Here is a 25,024-nt window from a genome sequence, read left to right as displayed (position 1 = left end):
CGAGTATTTCTTATTACTTAAGTGGCGGGTAAGCCGATATCACATTTAATTTAAAAAGAATAGGGTATTACTATTGTAATTGGTTTAGCAATTGGTGTAAGCTATGTAACGAAACTAAGTTACAGGAATGATTAATAATTGCAAATTAATTTTTAGTAAATGTTTAGAATTGTTATTGACTATAAATTGTGTTAAGTATTAATTTAAAGGAAAATATTAAAATTGAATTAATATACGTTTGTCGAAACCCTGTTTTGCCGGGTAGTTTGATGCAAACGATATTTTAGGGGCGGATAACCTGTATAAAATACACTAACTATTTTTTACCGGTAGTTAAATTAGTTTACGGTAACGTTCCCGGAAAATTGAATTAAATTTGTGATTAGCTAATGTCGAAAAGAGATGGAAGGCGCTGGTTTTCTGCGTGAATTTAACTTGCACTTCGAAATTTTGATCCAATTCACCAACGAGGAACCAGCTGATTGGAAGTGAAAATGCTGTTTACTTTATCAAAAGGAATTGGCTAGTTGGATGATGTCTTTCACCCGGTCGATGTCAGTAACGTCGTTGCTGTATTCGTCGCCGGGATTGGCGCCCATAATAATATGGTCGTTTTTGTATGTCATTTTACTGGGAACCTTCACCCTTGCAGATGAGTGGATCTCGGTAGCACCTGTAAAACGCACTAAATCTGCGGCATTTTTTTCATTAACGCCGCTGCCAGCCATGATTTTTATGCGGCTGGCTGCTGTGCTGATTAACCGTGCAATGTTGTAAGCACCTTCCATAGCTGTGCTTTTGCCCCCTGAGGTTAATATACGCTCACAGCCCATTTCAATGATTTCTTCCATCGCCGTGAACATATCGGCACACATATCAAAGGCGCGGTGAAACGTTACCCCCAGGCCCCATTGCCTGGCCAGGCTTACCATTTCAGAACACCGCGCTTTGTCGATCGTGCCATCGGCATTGAGCATGCCAATTACCACGCCATCGCAGCCGGCTTCTATACAGTAGCGTATATCGGCCATCATAATGTTAAATTCCAGGTCGGTATATAAGAAATCGCCGGCGCGGGGCCTTATCAAAACGTATAGCTTAATGTGCAGCAGTTTACGGGCCATCAATATCTCGCCATATGAAGGGGTAGTGCCGCCCTCGAACAAATTTTCACAAAGTTCAACGCGCACCGCGCCCCCGGCCTGCGCGGCTAAGGCCGATGTTACAGAATTGGCACAAACTTCCAGCGAAACGGGAAGATTTTTGTGTTCATTGTTCATAGTTCATAGTTCAGGGTTTATAACTGGGCCGGCCACAAACCTGCGATGTAAAAAATAACGCTGCGTTAAGCTTTTAAACGAAAATTAAACGCGAATGGTTCTAAATTAGTTCATAGTTGATGGTTCATAGTTCATAGTAGGAAAGGCAAACTATGTTGGGTTTTCGTAGACGCTTTAACCAACAGCGGTCCCACCATGAACCATGAACTATCAACCATGAACCAGCATCAATAAAAACTCTTACCTGGAATCAACAAATCCTGTTTATCCGCATTACAAACCGCAAACGAGAAACCTTGCTGGATGGCATAAGCGCCATATTCACCTTTTTTGTTAATGGCCAAAAAGCCAACTTGTATATTTTTAGCTGTATCGGGCTTCTTTTTAATGATACGTTTAACAGCTTCTTTGCAGGCATCCTCGGGCGAGAGACCCTGGCGCATCAGTTCGACTACCAAAAAGCTGCCAACATTACGGATAACTTCTTCGCCCACACCTGTGGATGTGGCGCCGCCTACTTCATTGTCTACATATAAGCCCGCACCTATTATAGGGCTGTCGCCCACACGGCCATGTAATTTAAAGGCCATGCCGCTGGTGGTGCACGCGCCTGATATATTACCTTTGGCATCAATAGCAAGCATGCCGATGGTATCGTGATTGTATTTGCTGCCGGGCTGGTGTTGTTTATTTTCAATATTCATCACCGGCGAATATTTAGCGGTTTTGAGCCATTCTTTCCATGCCTTTTCTGATTCAGGGGTGAGCAGCTTTTCTTTTTTAAAGCCTTGCTCAACGGCAAATTGTGTAGCGCCATCGCCAACAAGCATTACGTGCGGCGTTTTTTCCATAACCGCGCGAGCTACAGATATTGGATGAGCTATGTTTTCCATGGCAGCCACCGAGCCGCAATTACCGAACTCGTCCATTATACAGGCATCCAGGGTAACGTGGCCGTCACGGTCGGGATAGCCTGCGCGGCCAACAGTGTGGTTATTCATATCCGCCTCCGGAATTTTAACGCCAGCCTCAACTGCATCGAGCGCGCGGCCGCCTTTTTCAAGCACCTTCCAGGCTTCTTTATTAGCAGGAATACCGAAATCCCAGGTTGATATTACGATTGGAACGCCCGCGGCCGGTTTATAAGCCACGGCCTTTGCGATTTTTGAACTTGACAACGCCGCCAGCGAAGCGCCGGCAGCCGATATTTTTATAAACTTACGGCGGTTAAACATGGCCGCTAATATATAAATTAGCTTCGCATTATCCCAGTTTTGTATCTTTATTGATACATGTTTAAATTATAGGTAATATTCTTGTTGGGAATATTCTTATTGGAAGCTTTTTAATAAAAATTTTTAAGCTGATTTTGATTGACGGATGAGTCATCGGTAGCCCATTTCATTCAAAATCCTGCTGACAGTTATTGCAGTGCCAGTTTTTTTGACTCGAAAACGGGTTTATCAAATTCACAAATGAACTTAACATCCCGGTTTCGTTTTCATCTTTTTCAATACTGGTTACGTTGGTAGAAGCGCAGTAGGGGCATACCACGTAGGTATTGTTTTCGTTATCAATTTCAAAATGGTCGCTTTCGTGTAAGTCGCCTTCGGTGGCTAATATTTCACGGCAGCGTTCGATGTCTTTTTCGAATATTTTGAGCTTGACACCGCCCACGGCATTATTGTACAGCGGGTTGGCACCAATTATATTCTCGTCGGCAATAAAACAGCTGATGCCGTTGGCTTCCAACCTGCTGCGGATGATGTGCGCCAGCATAGGGTCGTAGTACGATTCGAATGTTATTATTTTATCGTTATCCTCGCTCATGTTATGCAAAATAATAAAATTTGGGCTAAGATACTTGGTTTTTGCTTAATTTGGGGCACATGAACCGTATCGACAGAGTTTCGGCAATATTAATTCAATTACAGTCGCGCAGGGTGGTTAAAGCCAGCGATATAGCCGGGCGCTTTAACATAAGCCTGCGAACGGTTTACCGTGATGTAAAAACTTTGGAAGAAGCCGGCATACCGATAATAGGGGAGGCTGGTGTTGGGTATTCCATCGTTGATGGCTACCGGCTGCCGCCGGTAATGTTTACCAAAGAAGAAGCGACCGCCTTTTTAACTGCCGAAAAGTTCGTTGAAAAACTAACGGATAATGCCACATCCGAACACCATAAATCGGCCATGTACAAAATACGGGCGATTTTAAAAACAGCTGAAAAGAACCTGCTGGAAGATATAGATAGCAGTATTGAGGTATTGCCCAGCCATAGCCAGCTAAATGTGGACAATAAGGACCACATTCAAACCCTGCTGAACAGCATTGCCAAAAAGAGTGTAATTTGTATCGACTATTTTGCCCTCCACAGCCAGGAACATACCAAACGCGAAATTGAGGCGATAGGCATATTTTATAAAAGCGGCTACTGGCACTTAATTGCCTATTGTTTGCTGCGGAAGGATTATCGTGATTTCAGGCTCGACAGAATTATCGCTATTGAATCTACCGGTAAAACGTTTAACAGCAAGCACCCCACGTTAAAAGCTTACATAGCCCAAACCGCCAAAGACCAGGAACTGGATATGGTGGTGATTCGGGTTGAAAAATCAATTCACGGCCACCTGGAGTACCAAAAATATTATAGTGGTTTCGTATCCGAAAAAACAGTTGGCGGCTACATTGAAATGACGTTTTTGACGGCGTCGATGGAAGGATTTGCCCGTTGGTTTATGATGTACGGCGACCACGCCGAAATTATAAGCCCGGATAGTTTAAAGGAGACAGTAGGAACCATAGCAGCCGCAATTTCTCAAAAAAATCTACAATTGATAAATTCCTACTGACATAGGGTTGTCATTCGCCTGTCGTTAATTTGACTAAACAACTAACGATATGGAAACCAAAACTATCATTTTTTGGGTATTAATAGCAGCTTATATAATACCCGGCGTTATTTTCGGCTTTAAAAAACTAAGCGGCCATCCTGATTCGGAAGCATATTTTAAACGATGGGGTTACCCATTATGGTTTATGCACCTGCTTGGGTTTACTGAAGTTGCATGCAGCATATTGATAGTATTTAGTCAGACCCGAATTTATGCAATAGGCATATTTGCAACCCTTGTTATTGGCGCCTTTTATACCCACGTAAAATATAAAGACCCCAAAAAGGACGTGATGAAGCCGGTGTTTGTCGGCATGCTTTTGGCCGTTATATTTTCATTCACCTTTTGGATATAACTTGTATGAAATACTGGATAGTAGTAGTATCAAAAGATCATATTGCCCGCGGCGTTGCAGGCGGCTTTATGCAGGCCAACCATGGCAAAGAAGGGCCATTGAAACGCATGGCCGTTGGCAATGGCGTGATATTTTATTCGCCAAAAAAAACTTATGGGGGTAACGAGGTATTGCAGGCATTCACTGCAATTGGCGAGGTGGCGGATGACAAAATTTACCAGCATAAAATGGCAGATAATTTTATCCCTTACCGCCGGAATATTAGTTATCATAGATGCAAAGAAACACCCATAGCACCGCTGATAAATCAACTCAGCTTTATTGAAAATAAAACTTCGTGGGGTTATAAATTCCGCTTTGGATTTTTTGAGATACCAGAGGTGGATTATGAGCTAATTCGTTCTGCAATCGTTGATTAAGTTAGTCCGAAAGACGAAGTGGTTTTCAATCCGGTATTTAACCCTTCAACTTTCCAACATTGCAACCTTTCAACATTTACAACAACTACAACATTTACAACTTAACAACTGAAAATATGAACACACTGACATCAGAAACAACCGTAACATTTAAGGCACCAATCGCTGAAGTTTGGAAAGGTCTTACCGATCCGGCAATTGTAAAAGAATATTTTTTCGGCACTAATTTAAAGTCGGACTGGAAGGTGGGGAACCCAATTACATTTACCGGCGAGTGGGAGGGGAAGACCTACCAGGACGGCGGAATTATCCTCGACATTTATGCACCGAAATTTTTAAAATACACCTATTGGAGCAGCATGAGCGGTACCGAAGACAAGCCGGAAAACTACAACAATATTACCTACGAGTTGAGTGAAACGTGCGATGGAACGACGTTGGTTATTGCCCAGGACGGCGTAAAAAGTGAGGAAGCTGCCTATCATTCGGAACAAATGTGGACATCTGTTTTTGATGGCCTGAAGAAAATTATTGAAAAATAAACTGTTAATGTAAATATTTAGTTAATGTTGTTAAATAATTCATTAAAAGTTTTTTATAAGTCGATATAACAAAAAGTAATGATAGCCAAAACCGAAAAATCAAGCGAAAATAAATTTTACCTTATGGGGATTTCTGCAAGGACGACTAACAAAGACGGGCAATCTGGCAAAGACATCGGGGGGCTGTGGACACGGTTCATCACCGAAAATTTAATTGACCAAATTGCCGACAGGATTTCAGATGATATGTACTGCGTTTATACCGATTATGAAACCGACTATACCGGCCCATACACGGCCATATTGGGCTGCAAGGTTAGTTCATTGAATGGCATAACCAGCGGCTTTACCTGTGTAACTGTACCCACCGGCGAGTACCTGGTTTATTATTTGGAAGGGCAGTTCCCGGTCAATATTGGTGCCGCCTGGCAAAAGATATGGGCAAGCGATATCGATAGGAAATATGCTGCGGACTATGATTTTTATAAAGCCAACCCGAAGAGTTTTGAAGAGACGGAGGCGAGGATTTATTTGGGGGTGAGATAAAATTCCATTTTGTCATTCTGAGCGCGACCGAAGAATCTTATAGAAGCGATATTTACGCAGGACAGATATAAAAGCGATTGTTGTGGTGCATACCTGTCGGACGCCTACCCGCCAAAAATATAAGATTCTTCACTATCGTTCAGAATGACAAAAAGGTTTTCATATCGCCGCCACCAATTTGGCGAAATCCACATCGCTAATTCCGTCTTCCGTTGCAGGATAATATTTCTCCAGCAGCGTTTTTATAAGCAAATAGCTTTGGGTTGATTGCAATAGCGGCGAGTTTAACTCGCTTATCAACGATCCGATTAATTGGTTCTTTTTAGTTTCGTATTGTTTTATCAGCAATGCCGATGTGCGTGCTTTGCGACTGGCGGTAATCAAATCTTCAACCTTCTTTATCTCCTCAACCAAGTCCATCAGTTGAAACAATTTAACTTTCTTCATTTATATTTTTATTGCAGAAACGCTGCCTGAATTATTAAACCCCGATTTAACTATAACGAATTACCGTATAAAACTCAGCCTTTTACCGGCCTCACCTTCAACCAAACTTCCGTTGGCCCACACAACGTTGCCCGATACAATGGTATAGGCAATTTTTGATCGAAAGGTTGTACCCTCAAACGGGCTCCATTTGCATTGATACAAAATATTGTCTTTGTTTACCTTCCAGGGGGCATTTAAATCGGCCAATACAAGGTCGGCGTAGTAGCCTTCGCGTATAAAACCACGTTTTTCTACCTGGAAGCAAATGGCCACGTTGTGTGCCATTTTTTCGGTTATTTGTTCAAGCGTTATTTTACCCTGGTGATAAAGTTCGAGCATGGCCGGCAGGGCATGCTGCACCAGTGGCCCGCCGGATGGGGCCTGCAGGTAAGGCAGTGATTTTTCTTCAATGGTATGCGGTGCGTGGTCGGTAGCTATTACATCTATACGGCCATTAAGTACGGCTTTTAAAATGCCGGCGCGATCATGTTCTGTTTTTACTGCCGGGTTCCATTTAATCAGGTTACCTTTAGTTTCGTAATCCTTATCACTAAACCAAAGATGGTGGATACAAGCCTCCGCGGTAATCCTTTTATCTTTCAGGGGGATGGAGTTATCAAACAGGTAAGTCTCTTTTTCGGTAGATATGTGCAGGATGTGCAGCCTGGTGTTATGCTTTTTTGCCAGATCTACGGCCATTGACGACGAGATATAACAAGCCTCAGCGCTGCGAATTTTTGGATGCAGCCTTACCGGGATGTTTTCGCCTAATAATTGCTTATAATGTTCAAGGTTGCTTTTTATGGTTGCCTCGTCCTCGCAATGGGTGGCAACCAACATTGGCGATTGCGAGAATATCCGTTCGAGCGTAGTGGGATTGTCAACCAGCATATTGCCGGTGGATGATCCCATAAAAACTTTTATGCCGCAAACGTTGGCCGTATCGGTGCGCAGCACCTCGTCGATGTTATCATTTGAGGCGCCCATAAAAAACGAGTAGTTAGCCAGCGATGTTCGGGCAGCAATGTCATACTTATCCTGCAATAACTCTTGTGTTAGCGTATTTGGCACGGTGTTGGGCATCTCCATAAACGAAGTTATGCCACCGGCTACCGCCGCGCGCGATTCTGTGTATATCTTAGCTTTATGTGTTAAGCCGGGTTCGCGAAAATGTACCTGGTCGTCAATACAGCCGGGGAAAAGGTGGAGGCCTTCGGCGTTAATAACCTTGTCGGCAGTAGTATCAATCTGTTTATCAATTCGCTCAATAAAACCATCCTTCACCAAAATATCAGCTACAAATTGCTGATTTTCATTTACCACTGTTGCCGATTTTATAAGGATTGAGCTCATGTGGCAAAGATAGGGTTTTGGAAGGATGTGCGGATGTGCGAATTTGCAGATGTGCGGATGAGTCCGGAAAGTCAGTCCGAAAGATAGGAAAGTGATGGAGTTGACCAGGCTGTGGATTTATTCGAAAGGTGAAAGTAATAAATCGTTAGTTTTGTTTGGATATTTGTTAAAAATGGACAAAAGTCAAGTGAAATCAATTCCTATAACAAAAGGCAGTAAAAAAATCAACCCTAAAAGCCTATTTGGCATTTGGTCGAAAAAGCCGAGAACCATTGAAGCCATTCGTGAAACGGCGTGGGGAAAAAAGCCCGGGAATAAATAAGTCTCCCCCAGTAGGAGGAGACTTCATAAAGTACTTTTAGATAATTCCGAAATTGAAGGTCTGGAATCAGAAACAACCATCCGCACATCCGCACATCAAAAATCCACACATCTATTTATTTTCTTCCCCAAAAATAGTTAAGGCCGAAAGAGATGTTATCATTTAAGCCAAGGTGTAGAGTAGCATCCTTTGTTTTGTAGTCAAGATTATAAGCTGCTCCGCCAAAGCCAAGGTTAACGCCAAGCTTTGGTGATGGGAAAAACACAAAATTTGGTGTACCGCCGAGGCTGAAGGTGCCGTATGAAAAGTAGGTAGTATTGTTTACCGTGCTAATGCCAAATTCAGGGAAGAAGCCAAATTTGTCGCTTATCATGCAATAGTAACGGGCATGTACGCCAAAACCCACCACATCGGTATGGTATTTATCGCTCGATGTGAAGTTTGTTGTGGCATCGGTGTAAGAGTGGAAATCCGAAGTTTCTGTTCCGCCGTTGCGCGAGTAAACGGGCTGAACGCCTATCGACCATTTGTCGCTTATAAAAAAGCCAAACTCCGGGCGGAAGCTGAAATTGCTGATTTTGCTGGTGGTATAATTGGTGTAGCCATCTGCAAAATTAACGGTGCTCGACGAGCCAAAGCTGCTGTAGTCATACGCGAGGCTGCCACCAAGATAGTACTGGCCTTTATGGCCCTGTGCTGCTGCCGGACCAACCAAAGCAAACAGGAAAAAAGAAAAAACGAGTAATTTTTGTTTCATGGGATTAAAATTTGTGTGCAAGATAAGGTGTTGCATTTAATTATTACGCAGGGATGGGATGAATAGCTACAATGTATCGATGAAAAAAGAACCGGGATTAAGCGGATTTAATGGATTTTAAGATTTGATTTAAAAATTCCGCAATCGGCATTCCGAATTCCGCATTAATCAAATCCGAAATCGGACATCCGAAATGCGAAACTGCGTAGCTCTTCGAGCACCCTTGAAAACAGACAACAGCGAGGAAATCAAAAAAGCTTATCTTTGCGCCATGGGCGTACTTTTCGAAGAATTTAAATTTAACCGGCAAATTTTAAATGCCATTGCCGATGCCGGTTATATGGAGGCAACGCCTATCCAGCAAAAAGCTATTCCGCCGATATTAAACGGGCAGGATGTTATGGGTATAGCGCAAACAGGTACCGGTAAAACCGCGGCCTACGTGTTACCTATACTCATGAAGCTTAAATATGCGCAGGGCGAAAATGCCCGCGCGCTTATTATTTCGCCGACGCGCGAGCTGGCCATGCAGATTGAGGAAAATGTGAAAGCCTTTGCCGCCAATACCGATTTGCGGGTGGTAGTTTTATATGGTGGCCTCGGCCCCAAAACACAAATTGAGCAGATAAACAAGGGCGTTGATATTATAGTGGCTACGCCGGGCCGCTTTATGGATATTTACCTGGCTGGCCATATTGTTACCAAAACGTTGCAAGTGCTGGTGCTGGATGAAGCTGACAAAATGATGGACATGGGCTTTATGCCGCAAATAAACCGCATTTTGGAAGTAGTACCGGTTAAAAGGCAGAATTTGCTTTTTTCAGCAACCATGTCTGATAAAATTCACGAGCTCTCTAACAACTTCCTGGAGTTTCCGACGATTATAGAGGTAACACCGCAGGCTACACCGGCGCAAACGGTAAACCAGCATTTGTATTTTGTACCCAATGTTAGGACAAAGATAAACCTGCTTAAAAAGCTGCTTGATGTTGAGGATGATATCAAAAAGCTCATCATCTTCTGCAAAACCCGCATTGCCGCCGAAGACGTTTACAAATTTTTGCTGCGCAAGTTCGGCGAAAAAGAGGTAAAGGTTTTACATGCCAATAAAGGGCAAAATACACGTATCAATGCCATCAACGCATTTAAGGCGGACGAAGTGAAGATATTGGTAGCAACTGATGTGGCCTCGCGCGGAATTGATGTTAGCGATGTGAGCCATGTGATAAATTTTGATGTGCCGGTGGTGATTGAAGATTATGTGCACCGCATAGGCCGCACGGGCAGAGCTTACCAATCGGGTGAGGCCATTACTTTCTGCGGGCCTGCCGAAGAGTATTACATCAGGAAGATTGAAAAGCTGATTAAGCAGACCATCCCGGTAACTGATATACCTGCAGACGTATTTGTGGAGGAAACCCCTTACGAAGAGCGCCAGGAACAGGCGAAAGAAGTGGATATGCAAAAGCGCAAGGACGACCCTGAATTCAAAGGTGCCTTTCATGAAAAGAAAACTTTGAACCAACGCAAAAAATTTGATGCTGCCAAAGCTAAAACAACCGGAAAGCCGGCTGCGAAGCGCACAAAATCGCCAAAATCATATAGAAAGAAACGTTAACGCTATCCAGACTTACGAAGTTTAACAAACTTCGTAAGTCTTAACTAATACCATGAAACTAAGGATTACTCCACTAAACTTTGCCACCGCATTTTTATTGTTTGTTGCTGTTTACAGCTGGATATATGGCGTGCAAATTTCAGGCACACATTTTAAAACTATGACCACTGCCGTGGGCTGGATTTTTATACTATTTGCAGTTGTAGTGTCATTTATGGATATTATGTTCCGTAATTTCTTTCCTGAAACCAAAAAATTATGGATAGTAGAGTTAAGCTTTATAACTTTGGCGGCTATATTATTTTTACTCGTTAAATAACCATACATGAAGACTGCTGAAATAAAGCTTACTATACAACTTGACGACGATAACGTTCCTGAAAACATTATGTGGGAATCGACAGATGCGCAAAACAAGGAAAAGCTGCCTGTAAAATCAATGATGCTGGCCTTGTGGGACCAGAGCTACAAAAACACGCTGCGAATTGATCTTTGGACGAAGGATATGCCTGTTGATGAAATGAAACGTTTTTTTTACGAAACCCTGCAAACTATGGGCGACAGCTTTTTGCGTGCAACCGGTGAGACGAATATAGTGGAGGACCTGCGCGATTACTGTGCCCACTTTGCCGATAAAATGGAAATTACTAAATAAGAGTCAAGATTCAAGAGCCAGGAACCAAGATTAAAAGGGCAATATCGGATAGTTTACAAGTTGAATATCCATTTCCTGTCTTAATTCCTGGTCTCGTCTCTTTATACAAACTTAAACACTATGCGCATTAATGCTTTAACCTCCTTTGCCGGCTTTGTGATTCTTATAGCCGCTTTGTACTGCCCTATATTACGCCCCTTTCACCTGTTTAACATCGATGCATTTGGTGCTAACAAACCCTATGGTATTGTGCTGCTTTTGGTAGCAGTTGTGGGCATAATAGCTATTGTATTTAATCAGCCTAACCTAACAAGGCTCACTGCGTTTATCTCGCTTGGGCTGGTTGCTTTGTTTTGCCTTGGCGCGTGGTTTAAAATCCACACCTCTTTTAGCTTCATACCTTTCCGCTCTATCGACTCATTTTTAACCAGGCAAATAAAGTTTAAATGGGGTTGGTACTTGCTGTTTGGGGGGCCGTTACTGGCCGTAGCGGGCGTATTGTTTGGTCGTAAGCCGGCATTCACAAACAATATTGACGTCCCGGTAAAACAAAATCAATAGATTATAATTTATCATCTACAATTGCTTAGTAAACATGTAAGTATGTTTTGAACTATTTTTTTTTAACATATTTGTATTCTACTTAAAAAACACTGAATGTTAAAGTTTTCTTTCCGCCAGCAGGTATTTGCCGGCTTTGCTATATCTGTATTTTTGGTTTTGCTCGTCGGGGTATTATCCTACAAAAGCATCAATAAACTTGAAAGCGATTCCGGCTCAGTTGAGCATACTCAAAAAGTAATCAATACGTCAACCAACCTGCTGCAACTACTAACTGATGCTGAAACCGGCATGCGCGGGTACGTGGCTACCGTCAAACCTCCATTTCTTGAGCCCTACAATAAGTCGTTGCCAAATATTAAATACGATATAGAGCAGCTTAGGGAACTCATACAGGATAACAACATCCAGGTTAGAAGGGTAGACTCGTTGAATACTTTAATCAACGTGCAGTTGAATATCCTGAAAACCAACATAGAAGTTAGGCAGGTTCAGGGATTGGACTATATGGTCAATAATAATATGCTTATAAACGGCAAGCATAATATGGACGAAATACGTTTGATAATTGACCATATGAAAGGGACCGAAAACACGCTGCTGTCGATACGTAAGGCAAGCACCGCGGAAGCTTCTTCAAGGTCCATTAATACCATAATTGTTGGGTCGACTGTTTTCCTCGTAATAATAATTGTACTCTTCTTTTATATACAAGGCACGTTTGAGCGGCAAAAGAAAATTGAGGCCGAAGTGAAAGTTGCCAACATTGAGCTTGAAAGAGTGCTTGGCGAAAATAAAGCTCAAAACTGGCTGCTAACCGGCACCGGTATTATTAACGAACGAATGCAGGGGCAGCAGGGCGAGCGCGAATTGGCTGGGAATATCCTTACCGAAATCTGCAATTATACCAAAGCGTTAACAGGCACACTTTATTTATTTAATGAGGAAGTACAAACGCTTGAATTGTATGCATCGTACGCGTTTAATAACCCTGACGTTTTAAAGCAGACGGTAAAGATATCAGAAGGCTGGCTTGGGCAGGTGGCCAAGGATGAGCAGGCGGCAGTAGTGAAGGGTAAATTAAATGATAAGCTTGAACTGGGCTCGTCGTTAATTCACCAGGAGATTATTGAGAGCTTTATAGTACCCTTCTTTTTTGATAAAACGCTGAAGGGCGTTATCGAGATAGCATTTAATAACGAATTTGATAACAATGCTAAAGATTACATTTTAGCAATAGCCGATGATATTGGCATTGCAGTAAATACCGCCCAGGCCCGTACGATAATGCACGAGTTGCTATCACAAGTGCAACAACAGGCCGAGGAACTGGAAGCGCAGCAGGAGGAAATGCGCGTTACCAACGAAGAACTGCTGAGCAAAACCAAAATGCTGCAGGCATCGGAAGAGGAAATGCGGGTACAACAGGAAGAACTGCGCAATACAAATGCCGAACTGGAGGAGAAAGCAAGCCTGCTGGAAGAAAAGAACCAGGCCATAGAAGAGGCCCGTAAAGCCATCAACATAAAAGTGCTGGAGCTGGAAACGACCGGTAAATACAAATCGGAGTTTTTGGCGAATATGAGCCATGAATTGCGTACGCCTTTGAACAGTATTTTGGTACTTGCGCGGATATTGCAGGACAACAAACCAGCAAACCTATCAGAAGACCAGGTTAAATATGCCAGCGTTATATTTAACGCCGGTAATGATTTGTTGACCCTGATAAATGATATTCTCGATTTATCAAAAATTGAGTCGGGCAAACTGGAAATGCAGAACGATGACATAAAAGTTGCCGATGTGCTGCATGACATGGAAATGCTGTTTGTTGAAGTTGCGCGTAACAAAAAGATAAAGTACGACATTACAACCAGCAAGAACTTGCCGAAAAGTATATTTACCGATAAGGTAAGGGTTGAGCAGGTATTGAAAAACTTGTTAAGTAATGCGTTTAAATTCACACCGGAAGGCGGCTCGATAACTGTAAGTGCTGTACCCGGCGAGGAAGAAAAAACCATCAGCTTTAAAATAAAAGATACAGGTATTGGCATACCAGCCGATAAGCAGAAAATAATATTCGAGGCCTTTCAACAGGCAGATGGTTCAACCAGCCGCAAGTTTGGTGGCACCGGCCTGGGTTTATCAATCAGCCGGGAACTGGTTAGTTTGCTTGGCGGCAAAATAACCGTGGCCAGCGAACCTGGTATTGGTAGCGAATTTATATTAACTATACCTATAACAGCCATCGTGGTTGTAAAGCCAGAGGAAACGTTTGTACAAACTGTAGAATCCTTTTCGCCCGAAGTGCAAATCTTAAGGCCTGCTGCACATAGTGCCGGCAGTACTAACCGCGATCCGCTGGTGGTAATTGTTGAGGACGATAAGAATTTTGCCGACATACTGCATGACTATGCCCGCGACCATGGCTATAAATCGATAATGGTAAGTGAGGGCACCAATGCGGTTGAAATTGTAAAGGAAAATCAGCCTGATGCTGTTATACTGGATATTATGCTGCCTGGTAAGGATGGCTGGCAGATATTGAAAGAACTGAAGCAGGATGAGCAAACGCTTCATATACCTGTGCACATGATGTCGGCGGGGGATGCTGCGGCCAACAGGGTTCGTAGCGAAGGCGCGATCAGCTTCCTTAAAAAGCCGGTGGATACCAATACGCTCGACAAATTATTTGCCGATATAATGGCGCAAAGCGGTGTTAAGTTTACCCAGATATTGCTTGTTGAAGATAATAGAACCCAAAGCCAGGCTCTGGTTGATATGCTGAAAGAACAGGAAATATCTGTTGACCAGGCTTTTGATGGCGAGTCGGCTTTCCGGATGCTGCACGAAAAGGAATACCAGTGTGTAATACTTGATTTAAACCTGCCTGATATTTCCGGACTCGATTTTTTAGACAAGATAAAAGCTATTGAACGGTTCAGGACCTTACCTGTTATTATTAATACAGCCATGGAGCTTGACAAAACATCGGTAAGCCGGTTGATGCAGTATGCCAACGCTATGGTGGTGAAGACCAATAAATCGGCCGACAGGTTGATTGACGAGGTTAATTTGTTTTTAAATAAGGTGCGCGAACTTGCAGACCAGCCCTCGGATGCAATTGCTGCTTCAAAAAGTAAAACCATAATCCTGGGAAAAGACGTAATTAAAGGCAAAAAAGTATTGATTGTTGACGACGATACGAGGAATATATTTGCGCTGAGCAGCGCCCTGCAGGGTTATGATATGGTTGTTGAAACAGCTGGCGACGGGCAGGAAGCCATAGACAGACTGGAAGCTACCAATGATATAGACATTGTGCTGATGGATATCATGATGCCGGTAATGGACGGTTACGAGGCCACAAGATATATCCGCAGGCAAAACAAATGGGCAAAGTTGCCCGTAATAGCTTTAACAGCAAAAGCAATGATGGACGACCGCGAAAAATGTATAGCGGCTGGTGCTAATGATTACATTACAAAGCCGGTGGATATGGACAGGTTAGTTTCGTTAATGCAGCTTTGGTTGGGTAATTAAGTATGAATGTTTCGACACCCGGATTAAGTGCAGAGCAGGTAACAGAAATTATCGACCTTGTAAAGAAGGTCCATGGGTTTGATTTTTCTGATTATTCCAAAGCATCGTTAAAGCGAAGGCTTTCCCGGGTAATGATGATAAAAAAACTGGAGTTTTATGACCTGAAACATGTGTTGGTGAACGATCCGGATTTTTTCCAGGATTTTTTAGAGGAGATCACGGTAAACGTTACGGAGATGTTTCGCGACCCAACTTTTTACAAGGCGCTTAATACCCAGGTAATTCCCTATCTTTCAACTTACCAGCATATAAAAATGTGGTCGGCCGGCTGTTCGTCGGGCGAAGAGGTTTATTCACTGGCAATTTTGATGGAGCAGTCGCGGCTAAAGGATAAGGCCTTTATTTATGGGACCGATATAAATACGGTTGTTTTAAAGGAAGCTCGTAAAGGTATTTACAGCTATCGTAGCATTAAAAGCTATGCAGAAAATTACCAGCTGGCAGGCCTGAAAGGTACCTTAACCGACCATTTTACAATATTATACGATGCTGCCACCATCCACAGCGAATTGAAGGCGAACACCCTTTTCTCGGTACATAATTTAATATCAGATACCATTTTTAATGAATTTCAGCTAATAAGCTGCCGTAATGTGTTTATTTATTTTGAAACACAACTACAGGAAAAGATACTCGAACTTTTTTACGAAAGCCTTGCGCCGCACGGCTTTTTGTGCCTGGGCAGTAAAGAAACCATACGAAGCGAGTTTTTCAAGAAAAAGTTTAAGGCAATAAATCAGAAGGAAAATATTTACCAGAAAATTGGCTCTTGATAAAGACATAACCACCCGCTGGCACAGCTCTGATATACTGCTGTTGGGCGGTTCTGCGGGCTCGTTTAAACTTCTTTTTAAAATTGTAAGGTTTCTTGACGGCGATTTAAATAAATCGGTGATAATAGTAATGCATCGTAAAAGGAACTTCGCAAGCGAGGTGGAGAGACTGTTTGCCCAACATAGCCGCATGCATGTTAAAGAGATCAGCGACAAAGATAGGGTCGACAAAAAAACAATTTACATAGCACCGCCAAATTACCATGTTTTAATTGAAAAGGGGGGTAGCTTTGCGTTAGACGTATCAGAAGATGTATGGTTCTCAAAGCCATCAATAGACATCACATTTGAAAGCGTTGCTGAAATTTACAAAGATAAATGCACGGCCATCCTGCTCTCAGGCGCTAACCAGGACGGAGCAGCCGGTCTGCTTAAGTTACGTAATGCCGGCTCATTAACTATCGCCCAAAATCCGGAAGATGCCGAACTACCCGAAATGCCACAGGAGGCCATTAATTTGAACGCTGCCGACTATGTGTTGAGTACAGAGGAAATTATGGAGTTGTTGAAGAGTTAGGAGGAGTCAGTAAAGTCGGGAAAGTCAGGAAAGACTGAAAAGATGAAAGAAGCGTGGGATGTACTCACCATCACGTCATTGCGAACGAAGCAATCTCTACGTACGCTAATCACCGGATCAAAAACATTGTGGTGCCTTGAAAGCTGCATTTCAGTCGCCGCAAAAATTGAGGTTTATGATTGTCCTGTGTAGAGATTGCTTCGTTCCGCAATGACGCGCTTTTTTGGTTAAAACATCGTCATTTGCCCAACACCCATCACCCTTTGCTCGTGTTCAAGCAACCATTTTTTACGCCAGATACCGCAACCAAATCCGGTAAGGCTGCCATCGGTGCCGATTACGCGATGGCAGGGAACCACTATCAGTAAATGATTTTTGCCGTTGGCTGATGCGATGGCCCTTATCCCCAACGGATTATTCAGAAATTTGGACTGCTGCAGATAGCTAATGGTTTTACCATAGCCTATACGACTCAATTCGTTCCACACTCCCTGCTGAAAACCGGAACCCTGTTGTTTAAGCGGTAAATCAAAGTCCTTTCTTGTACCTTCAAAATATTCGTCAAGCTGCTTTACCGCTTTTTTTAACAGCGGTGTTTCTGGCGACAACACGTCGTGTTCTTCGTCCAGTGCGTATATGGAAGTGATAAAATCATCTTCCTCCGTAATACGCAGGATACCGATAGGGCTTTTATAGCAGACAGCTTGCATGTATCAATATAGTAGACCGATTTCAAAATTAGTCCCAATAAATCAGCATAAAAAATAAATTGTATAATATTTTGAATTGATAAAAATGTACTTACATTTGTAGTGTACTATTATACTAATACACTATTGAACATGATAGAAATTAGAAATTTGAGTTTTGGTTACACCCGCAAATCGTTGCTTTTTAAAGATTTGGATTTGTCGTTACGCCGGGGCCACATATACGGTTTGCTTGGTAAAAACGGCGCGGGTAAATCAACGCTGTTAAAAAATATGATCGGGCTGGCTTATCCGCAAGCCGGAAGTTGTTCTTTTAATGGCATTAATGTTTCGGGCAGGCCGGTTGCTGTTTTGGAGGAAGTATACTTTTTAGCTGAAGAGGTATTTGTACCCTCGTTAACACCAGAGCAGTTTGCTGCCAGCACCGCCGCATTTTACCCAAAATTCAGTAATGCCGATTTTTACCAGTACCTGAAAGCACTTGACGTAGATGCCACGGCCGCGATGGACAAACAGTCCTTCGGGCAACAAAAAAAGGCAATGATAGCGTTCGGCCTGGCAACCAACACCAGCCTGCTGGTTATGGATGAGCCGACGAATGGGCTTGATATTCCATCAAAGGTTCAGTTTCGCAAGTTGATCGCATCTCTATTAACTGAAGACCGCTGCATCATCATATCAACCCACCAGGTGCGCGATCTGGACAGTTTGATCGATACGCTATTGATACTTCACGACCGTGAAATTGTAGTTAACCACCCGATAGAAGAAATTACTGAAAAAATAACATTCGGAGTTTTCAATGATACTACCGGCATGCAGGTTTTGTATGAAGAGGATGGGATGCGGGGTAAGAATGCCATCATCAAAAATACCAGCGGCAAATTCAGTAAAATGGACCTTGAACTATTTTTTAACGCGGTAACTACCGGTCGTACTACCCTTATTCAAATATTAAAAGCCGACTGAGATGAACAATATATTTAATACAAAACGTTTTGGCCGGCTGTTTATTAAGCAACTTGCAGAGCATTATAAAACTTACCTAATGGCATTATCGGTACTGCTGGGAGTGATGCTGGTAGGCGGAAGTTTTTTTGTTTACCTTATACCTACGCCGTTAGACATAGGTACGCAGGTAATACTGTTTACTGGTCTGTACATGCTGGCAGGCACCATTTTTACAAGTACCATTTTTGCCGATGTCAGTGACAGGAAAAAGGCGGTAGGGTACCTTACATTGCCGGCCTCGCATTTTGAGAAGTTCCTTGTCGGCTGGCTATTTTCTTTCGTAGTATTTACGGTAGTATATTCCATTTCGTTTTATTGTATACTGACGATATTACTCAACCTGAGGCATTGGCCGCACCAGCATACCTATGTTTTAAATGTTTTTGGGTACCCATACAGCAGCATATTCCTGGTTTTTATGCTATTGCATAGCATTACTATTTGCGGCGCCCTGTTTTTTGAAAAACTTCATTTTATAAAAACCGGGTTTAGCTTTTTTATAGCTGTTATACTTTTATCGCTGCTAAATACTTCGCTGCTCCATGCATTAACAGGCCGCGACGTCCGGACAGCCACGCCATTTAGTAATATGTCGTTCATAGAAAATGGGAAGGACTACGGGGTTTCAGCATCAGCTGCATTTGAACCCATGGTTGTATACATAATATTTATCGTGTCGATAGTTTTTTGGGTGGCGGCATATTACAGGTTAAAAGAAAAGCAAGTTTAATGGCTGACTATGGAATTTAAAGACAACGAAGCCATATACCTGCAGATAGCGGCCTATGTGTGCGATAATATATTACTGGAAAAATGGCCACCCGAACAGAAAATCCCTTCGGTTAGAGATCTGGCTGTTGAACTGGAAGTAAACCCTAACACGGTGATGCGCTCGTACGAGTTTTTGCAAAACCAGGAGGTGGTTTACAATAAAAGAGGGTTGGGCCTATTTGTATCGCCGGATGGGTATGAAACGGTAAAGAAACTGAGGAAAGAAAATTTTCTGCAGCAAAACCTGCCGGAGTTATTCAAAAATATGTACATGCTTGATATTTCGGCTGCCGAAATACAGGATAGGTACGAAAAATTTAAAGCTGAAAATTACGGTTTAACGCCAAATAAAAAGGAAGATGAAGACAAGTAATAAACTGGCCATCGCCGCTGTGATACTGATACTGGCCGCTATGTTTTTTTATGATTTAAAACTAAAGGCCGCCTATCTTTCGGGCGACTACAAGAACCCCTTCAGGGATTTTGTTACCCTGAACTTTAGAAATTTTAATTCCATAAAACTTAACGCTTCAACCGCTGCGAACATTGTAGTGAAACATGGGCCGTTCGGGGTGAAAATTGAACCCAATGGCAATAATTATGTAAAGGTGACGCAAACAGGCGGCACGTTGAATATTGACGTTGGTTTTTCCGGAAATTATCAAAATTCCAGGTATGATTATGTGATGGTAATTACCTGCCCCAAACTTGTGAATTTTGATGCCGACGCAAGGTATATGGCAGGCGATCTGCCCGTTACCGACACCCTGGCAGCTGCCGATTTTAAATGGCGCCCCTCCATTATTCGCGGGTTCACCATGGATAGTTTGTCGATTACTGCAAAACACGCCAGCAATATTATACTAACCCAAAATAACATCAAGGCTTTAAAGGCTGTGATCGGGATTAATGATGGGAGCGCATCAGATATGACAATTGGCACCGGTAACCGGTTTGAAAAAGCAGATTTTACCGTGCTAAATAAAAGCAGGCTTCAAATATTGGAAGCCAGCATCCCGGACCTGAAATACCAGTTGGCCGATAGTGCAAAACTGATATTCACCGGCGCAGCTAAAAAATTAATAAATAAACAATGATATAAATCTTAATCCTTACAAATATGAAACTTGTTATAAATTCACTTTCAAAAACATACGCAAACGGCGTGCATGCTTTAAAGGATGTATCGCTAACCTTAAACAATGGCATGTTTGGTTTGCTGGGCCCTAACGGCGCCGGCAAATCATCGCTAATGCGCACCATTGCTACCCTGCAGGAAGCTGATAAAGGCAGCGTTTTTTTAGACGACCTTGATGTGCTGAAAAGCAAAACCCAGGTTAGGCAATTGCTGGGCTACCTGCCGCAGGAGTTTGGCGTTTACCCCAAAATTTCAGCCGAGCGGATGCTCGACCATATTGCCCAGTTAAAAGGGATTGGTAATAGCGCCGAACGCAAAGAGCTTGTGAGTTCGCTGCTGGAAAATGTGAACCTGTCAAAAGACAGAAAGAAACATTTGGGCACTTACTCGGGCGGCATGAAACAGCGCTTCGGGATAGCGCAGGCCCTGATCGGTAACCCTAAACTGATTATTGTGGATGAGCCAACCGCCGGTTTGGACCCCGCTGAACGTAACCGCTTTTACAACCTGCTGAGCCAACTGGGAGAAAATACCATCGTGATATTATCAACCCACATAGTAGAAGATGTGAGCACGCTTTGCTCAAACTTTGCCATAATTTGCCAGGGGGAGGTGCTTTATGCCGGGGAACCGGATACAGCCGTTACCGAAATGGAGGGCAAAATATTTACCAAGGCCATTGGCAAAAACGAGCTGGGGCTTTATAAAGACGACTTCACAGTAATATCAACCCAGTTAAAAACGGGGCAGCTGCATATCAGGATCATTAGTGATACGAATCCCGGCAGCGGCTTCGTTGCGGCGGTGCCTAATCTTGAAGACGTGTACTTTAGTAATATTGCAACCCGCGTGGATGTAAATACCATTTAACCTCCTCTAAATCATATAAATATGTTCTGGAAAATTTTTCTGTTCGAGGTCCAAAACCGGACCCGCAGGCCCGCCGTGTACCTGTACTTTGCAGCTGCACTCATATTTACTATCGGCACTTTCGCCACCGGTTCGCTTCCCCTGGGCGAAAAACAACATATCAATTCGCCATACATTATCTCGTTTTGGTGCTCCGCTATAACATTAATGATGATGCTGGTAAGCTCATCAATTATGGGTACTGCGCTATACCGCGACATTGAGTATAATACTAAGGACTACTACCTCACCTATCCTATAACAAAACCCGGATATTTCTGGGGGAGGTTTTTGGGCTCGTTCCTGTTTATGGCACTGATTGCAACTTCGGTAGTTATAGGCGCTATAATTGGTACAAAGCTTGGCCCAGCAATGGGCTGGAGGGATGCCAAGGAATATGGACCCAATAACTTCATGTATTACTTTCAGCCATTTGTTACCATAGCGCTGCCAAATTTGTTCTTCGCATCCGCATTGTTTTTTGGGTTGGTGGCATTTACCCGGAATGTGAAGGTGATTTACGCAGGAGGTATATTACTATTCCTCGGTTATTTCATTTCAGTTTTCTTCCTAAACAATACCAACAATGCTACGGTAACCATATTAGCGGACCCTTTTGGGATAAGCGCCATCAGGATGATATCGTCGAGCACGCCATCATTCGTCAAAAACACAACGCTGTTTCCGGTTGAAGGCGCTGTGCTGCTTAACCGGCTGTTATGGACCGGCCTGGGGCTGGTGATACTCCTGGCTACCTACTTTAATTTCACCTTCGAGAAATTCTTCAGCGGGAAAAGGGATAAAGCCGCCATTGATGATGAACCGGCAAAAGTGAAACGAGCTATTAACCAAAACGTAAAGGTTAGCTTCACCAAGCCTTACAACCGCAAAACCCTGTTCAATTTAAGCAGGCTCGAGCTGATGAACATCCTCCGCGATAATTACTTCTGGATTATAGTAATTACCGGATTGGTATTCCTCGGCTTTGTATTTTGGATGGGCAACCGGGACTACGGCGTGCCATACTATCCGCGAACGGTGATGCTTTTGGGGATATTTAATGATGTCTTCCCGTTTTTTATCTTTTTCATTATAATATTCTATACCGGCGAAACGCTGCATCGTGACAAAGTAACACGTTATGCTTTTATCAATGATTCGCTGCCACCGCCAAACTGGGTATTGAATGGTTCGAAGCTGGTAGCACTGCTGATAATCGGGTTTGGCTTGTCATTAATCCCGATGGTTACCGGCATGGTGGTGCAAACGGCGAAAGGGTTTTTTCACTATAACCTGCTGGTATATTTCACCACCGTTTTTGCTGTTTTGCTGCCGCGATTACTGGAGATGGTGGTGTTTAGCTATGTAGTGCATGTGGTTATCAATAATAAGTTTGTCGCGCACGGCGTGGGCGTTACAATTTGGGTACTGGTATTCTTTTTAGAAACTACAGGAACTTTCAATTATAACCTGCTGAATTATTCATACACCCCATGGTACGGTATTTCGGATATGGACGGGATGGGGCATATGCTCGCGCCGGTAACCTGGTTCAACCTGTACTGGCTGCTATGCGCAGGGTTGCTGGTAATTATAGCTGCGTTGTTTTACTATAGGGGCGTCAGCAGTTCGTTTAAAGAGAGGCTCCAGCTGGTTGGGGAGCGTTTTGACGGCAAAACGAAGTTAATAACCGCAGTAGTACTGTTTGCATTTTTGGCGGTTGGGGCTTACAATTATTATAATGTGAGCTATTTAAATGCTTTCCTTACCAAGGGCGAATCGGAAGACAGGGCGATTATCTACGAAAAATCACTAAAGCGTTATGCAAAACTCCCGCTGCCTAAAGTTACAGCATTTAAGTTCTTTATTGATTTATACCCCAGTGAACAACGGGAAAATGTAAAAGCTTTTGTTGCCATAAAAAACAAAAACGCTGTGCCAATTTCGCAATTGCTGCTTGATGCCGACGGGCTGACGGAATACTCTATTAAATTAAACGGCAAACCTGTACCATTTACCAGCCCCCTGCTGTACGACCGGGGAATGTTTAATATCTTCAGGCCGGCTAAGGATACTGCGGATTTTCGTTTGTATAAGTTTGACAAACCCATTGCTCCGGGCGACTCAGCCCTGCTTGAAGTTAACTCCGCTGTTTACAATACGGGATTTCAAAATGGTTTGTATGCTGCCAATTTGTTAAAGAACGGCATATTTTTTAATGGCGGGTTGCCTGGAATGGGGTATGATGATGACGACGAAATAAACAGCCCGTATGTACGTAAAAAGAATGGCCTGCCACCAAAGCAGGAAGAGGAAGTAGCCCAAAATGACCCTGAAGGAATAAAAACCCTGAAGGCCGGCGCGGCAGCAGACCTGATGACCATGGATATTACCGTAAGCACTGCCGGCGACCAAACTGCTGTAGCGCCCGGCGAACTGGTAAAAAAATGGAGCGATAAAGGGCGCAACTATTTCCATTACGTGCAGGATAAGCCGGGCATGTATGCGCCTCTCGCGATAATTTCGGCGCGTTATGCCGATTTGCATGAAACTATTAACGTGAGCCACCCGGTTGACGTGGATATTTATTATCACCCGGCACATAGCGTAAATGTCCCTCGTTTTATGAAGGCTTATGAGGATGGCCTGAAGTATTTTGAATCGGCTTATGGCCCATTTCCATTCAAAAATATGCGTTTCGCGGAGACATCGCATTATGGACCGCGTGATGCATCATTAACCACCCTTGATACCTATGCTGAGTACAACACCTGGAATGCTGACTTTAGCGGTACTGACAAATTTGATTTTGCCTATTTTAACCTTACCCGGCAACTGGCCCAGCAATGGTGGCGGTACCAGGTAGCGCCAAATGTAACTGTAGGCTCGCTGGTAATACCTGAAGGGCTGGCCACCTACAGCGCACTGGTAATGGCCGAGAAAAAATACGGCAAAAACAACATCAGGTGGATTTTGCAGGACCGTGTGAACTTTTACACGTTTGTACGCACAAGGCTGGAGGAGCGCGAGCACCCGGTACTTACCGCCAACACCTGGTTTGAATGGGGCGACAAAGCCGGCTTTGTGATGTATGGATTAAAGGATCTGCTTGGCGAAGACAATATGAACGCCGCCCTGCGCGAGTTTAAAGATGCTTATGCATTTAAAAACACACCGCCCTATGCAGGCTCAAACGACCTTTACCGATACCTGCAAAAACACACGCCTGATTCGGTACAATATTACCTGGAGGATACCTGGAAGAAAATAACCTTGTATGAAAATAGGGTGGAAGACTTTAAGGCCGTACCAACCGGTAAAAACGATGAGTACAATGTTACCCTGAAGGTAACCGCAGCGAAAACTTACATCGATGCCAAAGGAAACGATGTACCTGCCAAACAGATGAATGATTATATCGACATCGGTGTTTTTGCCGCAGATGCTAAAAATAAGGACGGGCAAAATGTTACCAATCCGCTATATCTTAAAAGGATGAAGCTTAGCTATGGCAGCCACCAGTTTTCGTTTACCGTAAAAGGCAAACCCGTCCGGGCCGGAATTGATCCGCTTGGGAAATTGATAGACCGGATGTCAGGAGATAATTTTAAGGATTTGGATAATTAAACATCATTGTCATTTCGAGCGAGAGCGAGAAAACTTGTACGCCATGCATATCGGACTATGTACGGTGTACAAGATTTCTCCTCGTACCTCGTCGAAATGACATGTTTTTTTAAC

25 protein-coding genes are annotated in these 25,024 nt (G+C 43.2%); 18 read left to right on the top strand and 7 right to left on the bottom strand.

Annotated features, from left to right (window positions below):
* Positions 1-509 precede the first annotated feature (509 nt).
* The 3 genes from NAF19_RS21560 to NAF19_RS21550 all read right to left on the bottom strand — a co-directional run bounded on the left by NAF19_RS21560 (position 510) and on the right by NAF19_RS21550 (position 3,110).
* Entirely contained in the window at positions 510-1,280 is a 771-nt protein-coding gene (locus NAF19_RS21560; protein ID WP_252792413.1) for a copper homeostasis protein CutC, read from the bottom strand.
* A gap of 227 nt (positions 1,281-1,507) precedes the next feature.
* The gene (locus NAF19_RS21555) at positions 1,508-2,515 is read right to left on the bottom strand and encodes a glycosylasparaginase (RefSeq protein WP_252792412.1); all 1,008 of its coding nucleotides are present in this window, start codon (positions 2,513-2,515) and stop codon (positions 1,508-1,510) included.
* Between the two features lie 166 nt (positions 2,516-2,681).
* Entirely contained in the window at positions 2,682-3,110 is a 429-nt protein-coding gene (locus NAF19_RS21550) for a putative signal transducing protein (protein ID WP_252792411.1), read from the bottom strand.
* A gap of 59 nt (positions 3,111-3,169) precedes the next feature.
* On the opposite strand from NAF19_RS21550, the gene NAF19_RS21545 reads away from it, so the two are divergent.
* The 5 genes from NAF19_RS21545 (at position 3,170) to NAF19_RS21525 (ending at position 6,036) form a co-directional block, all read left to right on the top strand.
* The gene (locus NAF19_RS21545; protein WP_252792410.1) at positions 3,170-4,132 is read left to right on the top strand and encodes a helix-turn-helix transcriptional regulator; all 963 of its coding nucleotides are present in this window, start codon (positions 3,170-3,172) and stop codon (positions 4,130-4,132) included.
* Positions 4,133-4,181: 49 nt separating this feature from the next.
* Positions 4,182-4,529, top strand: a complete 348-nt coding sequence (locus tag NAF19_RS21540) for a DoxX family protein (protein WP_252792409.1) — start codon at positions 4,182-4,184, stop codon at positions 4,527-4,529.
* Between the two features lie 5 nt (positions 4,530-4,534).
* Complete coding sequence (locus tag NAF19_RS21535) at positions 4,535-4,948, top strand: EVE domain-containing protein (RefSeq protein WP_252792408.1); 414 nt, start codon at positions 4,535-4,537, stop codon at positions 4,946-4,948.
* A gap of 116 nt (positions 4,949-5,064) precedes the next feature.
* Positions 5,065-5,490, top strand: a complete 426-nt coding sequence (locus NAF19_RS21530; protein ID WP_252792407.1) for an SRPBCC family protein — start codon at positions 5,065-5,067, stop codon at positions 5,488-5,490.
* Between the two features lie 78 nt (positions 5,491-5,568).
* Positions 5,569-6,036 carry a GyrI-like domain-containing protein gene (locus NAF19_RS21525; protein WP_252792406.1) on the top strand — a complete coding sequence of 156 codons (468 nt, stop codon included), beginning with the start codon at positions 5,569-5,571 and terminating at the stop codon, positions 6,034-6,036.
* 159 nt (positions 6,037-6,195) lie between these two features.
* Here the strand turns inward: NAF19_RS21525 and NAF19_RS21520 are convergent, their stop codons facing one another.
* From NAF19_RS21520 to NAF19_RS21510, 3 genes are all read right to left on the bottom strand, one after another.
* Positions 6,196-6,483 carry a hypothetical protein gene (locus tag NAF19_RS21520; RefSeq protein ID WP_252792405.1) on the bottom strand — a complete coding sequence of 96 codons (288 nt, stop codon included), beginning with the start codon at positions 6,481-6,483 and terminating at the stop codon, positions 6,196-6,198.
* A gap of 60 nt (positions 6,484-6,543) precedes the next feature.
* The gene (locus NAF19_RS21515) at positions 6,544-7,878 is read right to left on the bottom strand and encodes a dihydroorotase (protein WP_252792404.1); all 1,335 of its coding nucleotides are present in this window, start codon (positions 7,876-7,878) and stop codon (positions 6,544-6,546) included.
* A 437-nt stretch (positions 7,879-8,315) separates the two neighbouring features.
* The gene (locus tag NAF19_RS21510) at positions 8,316-8,957 is read right to left on the bottom strand and encodes an outer membrane beta-barrel protein (RefSeq protein ID WP_252792403.1); all 642 of its coding nucleotides are present in this window, start codon (positions 8,955-8,957) and stop codon (positions 8,316-8,318) included.
* A 271-nt stretch (positions 8,958-9,228) separates the two neighbouring features.
* Here NAF19_RS21510 and NAF19_RS21505 point away from each other — a divergent pair, with 271 nt between their 5' ends.
* From NAF19_RS21505 to NAF19_RS21475, 7 genes are all read left to right on the top strand, one after another.
* On the top strand, positions 9,229-10,575 hold the full coding sequence (locus tag NAF19_RS21505; protein ID WP_252792402.1) for a DEAD/DEAH box helicase: 1,347 nt from the start codon (positions 9,229-9,231) through the stop codon (positions 10,573-10,575).
* Positions 10,576-10,627: 52 nt separating this feature from the next.
* Positions 10,628-10,894 (top strand): hypothetical protein, encoded by a 267-nt coding sequence (locus NAF19_RS21500; protein ID WP_252792401.1) that lies wholly within the window; start codon positions 10,628-10,630, stop codon positions 10,892-10,894.
* 6 nt (positions 10,895-10,900) lie between these two features.
* Complete coding sequence (gene gldC, locus NAF19_RS21495; RefSeq protein WP_252792400.1) at positions 10,901-11,230, top strand: gliding motility protein GldC; 330 nt, start codon at positions 10,901-10,903, stop codon at positions 11,228-11,230.
* Positions 11,231-11,350: 120 nt separating this feature from the next.
* Positions 11,351-11,791, top strand: a complete 441-nt coding sequence (locus tag NAF19_RS21490; protein ID WP_252792399.1) for a hypothetical protein — start codon at positions 11,351-11,353, stop codon at positions 11,789-11,791.
* A 96-nt stretch (positions 11,792-11,887) separates the two neighbouring features.
* Positions 11,888-15,334 carry a response regulator gene (locus NAF19_RS21485; protein ID WP_252792398.1) on the top strand — a complete coding sequence of 1,149 codons (3,447 nt, stop codon included), beginning with the start codon at positions 11,888-11,890 and terminating at the stop codon, positions 15,332-15,334.
* A 2-nt stretch (positions 15,335-15,336) separates the two neighbouring features.
* Positions 15,337-16,167 carry a CheR family methyltransferase gene (locus NAF19_RS21480; RefSeq protein ID WP_252792397.1) on the top strand — a complete coding sequence of 277 codons (831 nt, stop codon included), beginning with the start codon at positions 15,337-15,339 and terminating at the stop codon, positions 16,165-16,167.
* The gene (locus NAF19_RS21475; protein ID WP_252792396.1) at positions 16,157-16,744 is read left to right on the top strand and encodes a chemotaxis protein CheB; all 588 of its coding nucleotides are present in this window, start codon (positions 16,157-16,159) and stop codon (positions 16,742-16,744) included. Before NAF19_RS21480 ends, NAF19_RS21475 begins: the two co-directional genes overlap by 11 nt.
* A gap of 227 nt (positions 16,745-16,971) precedes the next feature.
* Here NAF19_RS21475 and NAF19_RS21470 read toward each other — a convergent pair whose 3' ends face one another.
* Positions 16,972-17,454 (bottom strand): methylated-DNA--[protein]-cysteine S-methyltransferase, encoded by a 483-nt coding sequence (locus NAF19_RS21470; protein ID WP_252792395.1) that lies wholly within the window; start codon positions 17,452-17,454, stop codon positions 16,972-16,974.
* A gap of 132 nt (positions 17,455-17,586) precedes the next feature.
* Here NAF19_RS21470 and NAF19_RS21465 point away from each other — a divergent pair, with 132 nt between their 5' ends.
* From NAF19_RS21465 to NAF19_RS21440, 6 genes are read left to right on the top strand one after another with little or no spacing between them, the layout of a single operon-like run.
* A complete protein-coding gene (locus NAF19_RS21465; protein ID WP_252792394.1) occupies positions 17,587-18,423 on the top strand; it encodes an ABC transporter ATP-binding protein in 837 nt (278 codons plus the stop codon).
* 1 nt (position 18,424) lies between these two features.
* The gene (locus tag NAF19_RS21460) at positions 18,425-19,195 is read left to right on the top strand and encodes a hypothetical protein (RefSeq protein ID WP_252792393.1); all 771 of its coding nucleotides are present in this window, start codon (positions 18,425-18,427) and stop codon (positions 19,193-19,195) included.
* Positions 19,196-19,204: 9 nt separating this feature from the next.
* Positions 19,205-19,609, top strand: coding sequence for a GntR family transcriptional regulator (locus tag NAF19_RS21455; RefSeq protein WP_252792392.1), 405 nt, complete (start codon positions 19,205-19,207; stop codon positions 19,607-19,609).
* Positions 19,596-20,333: a DUF4097 domain-containing protein gene (locus NAF19_RS21450; protein WP_252792391.1), complete on the top strand. Its 738-nt coding sequence runs from the start codon at positions 19,596-19,598 to the stop codon at positions 20,331-20,333. The genes NAF19_RS21455 and NAF19_RS21450 overlap by 14 nt, the downstream gene beginning before the upstream one ends.
* A gap of 23 nt (positions 20,334-20,356) precedes the next feature.
* Entirely contained in the window at positions 20,357-21,244 is an 888-nt protein-coding gene (locus tag NAF19_RS21445) for an ABC transporter ATP-binding protein (protein WP_252792390.1), read from the top strand.
* A gap of 21 nt (positions 21,245-21,265) precedes the next feature.
* On the top strand, positions 21,266-24,910 hold the full coding sequence (locus tag NAF19_RS21440) for an ABC transporter permease/M1 family aminopeptidase (RefSeq protein ID WP_252792389.1): 3,645 nt from the start codon (positions 21,266-21,268) through the stop codon (positions 24,908-24,910).
* Positions 24,911-25,024: the final 114 nt, after the last annotated feature.

Origin of the sequence: Mucilaginibacter flavidus (assembly GCF_024055575.1) — a bacterium.
In the GTDB taxonomy this organism is placed as follows: domain Bacteria; phylum Bacteroidota; class Bacteroidia; order Sphingobacteriales; family Sphingobacteriaceae; genus Mucilaginibacter; species Mucilaginibacter flavidus.
This window is presented reverse-complemented; position numbering and strand designations above follow the sequence as displayed.

Bases quoted from the DNA above. Each gene is read 5' to 3' on its own strand.
- gldC (WP_252792400.1), top strand. From the start codon at position 10,901: ATGAAGACTGCTGAAATAAAGCTTACTATACAACTTGACGACGATAAC.
- NAF19_RS21480 (WP_252792397.1), top strand. From the start codon at position 15,337: ATGAATGTTTCGACACCCGGATTAAGTGCAGAGCAGGTAACAGAAATT.
- NAF19_RS21535 (WP_252792408.1), top strand. From the start codon at position 4,535: ATGAAATACTGGATAGTAGTAGTATCAAAAGATCATATTGCCCGCGGC.
- NAF19_RS21560 (WP_252792413.1), bottom strand. From the start codon at position 1,280: ATGAACAATGAACACAAAAATCTTCCCGTTTCGCTGGAAGTTTGTGCC.
- NAF19_RS21445 (WP_252792390.1), top strand. From the start codon at position 20,357: ATGAAACTTGTTATAAATTCACTTTCAAAAACATACGCAAACGGCGTG.
- NAF19_RS21545 (WP_252792410.1), top strand. From the start codon at position 3,170: ATGAACCGTATCGACAGAGTTTCGGCAATATTAATTCAATTACAGTCG.
- NAF19_RS21490 (WP_252792399.1), top strand. From the start codon at position 11,351: ATGCGCATTAATGCTTTAACCTCCTTTGCCGGCTTTGTGATTCTTATA.
- NAF19_RS21525 (WP_252792406.1), top strand. From the start codon at position 5,569: ATGATAGCCAAAACCGAAAAATCAAGCGAAAATAAATTTTACCTTATG.
- NAF19_RS21485 (WP_252792398.1), top strand. From the start codon at position 11,888: ATGTTAAAGTTTTCTTTCCGCCAGCAGGTATTTGCCGGCTTTGCTATA.
- NAF19_RS21440 (WP_252792389.1), top strand. From the start codon at position 21,266: ATGTTCTGGAAAATTTTTCTGTTCGAGGTCCAAAACCGGACCCGCAGG.
- NAF19_RS21540 (WP_252792409.1), top strand. From the start codon at position 4,182: ATGGAAACCAAAACTATCATTTTTTGGGTATTAATAGCAGCTTATATA.
- NAF19_RS21550 (WP_252792411.1), bottom strand. From the start codon at position 3,110: ATGAGCGAGGATAACGATAAAATAATAACATTCGAATCGTACTACGAC.
- NAF19_RS21500 (WP_252792401.1), top strand. From the start codon at position 10,628: ATGAAACTAAGGATTACTCCACTAAACTTTGCCACCGCATTTTTATTG.
- NAF19_RS21520 (WP_252792405.1), bottom strand. From the start codon at position 6,483: ATGAAGAAAGTTAAATTGTTTCAACTGATGGACTTGGTTGAGGAGATA.
- NAF19_RS21505 (WP_252792402.1), top strand. From the start codon at position 9,229: ATGGGCGTACTTTTCGAAGAATTTAAATTTAACCGGCAAATTTTAAAT.
- NAF19_RS21465 (WP_252792394.1), top strand. From the start codon at position 17,587: ATGATAGAAATTAGAAATTTGAGTTTTGGTTACACCCGCAAATCGTTG.
- NAF19_RS21515 (WP_252792404.1), bottom strand. From the start codon at position 7,878: ATGAGCTCAATCCTTATAAAATCGGCAACAGTGGTAAATGAAAATCAG.
- NAF19_RS21510 (WP_252792403.1), bottom strand. From the start codon at position 8,957: ATGAAACAAAAATTACTCGTTTTTTCTTTTTTCCTGTTTGCTTTGGTT.
- NAF19_RS21450 (WP_252792391.1), top strand. From the start codon at position 19,596: ATGAAGACAAGTAATAAACTGGCCATCGCCGCTGTGATACTGATACTG.
- NAF19_RS21455 (WP_252792392.1), top strand. From the start codon at position 19,205: ATGGAATTTAAAGACAACGAAGCCATATACCTGCAGATAGCGGCCTAT.
- NAF19_RS21530 (WP_252792407.1), top strand. From the start codon at position 5,065: ATGAACACACTGACATCAGAAACAACCGTAACATTTAAGGCACCAATC.
- NAF19_RS21555 (WP_252792412.1), bottom strand. From the start codon at position 2,515: ATGTTTAACCGCCGTAAGTTTATAAAAATATCGGCTGCCGGCGCTTCG.
- NAF19_RS21460 (WP_252792393.1), top strand. From the start codon at position 18,425: ATGAACAATATATTTAATACAAAACGTTTTGGCCGGCTGTTTATTAAG.
- NAF19_RS21470 (WP_252792395.1), bottom strand. From the start codon at position 17,454: ATGCAAGCTGTCTGCTATAAAAGCCCTATCGGTATCCTGCGTATTACG.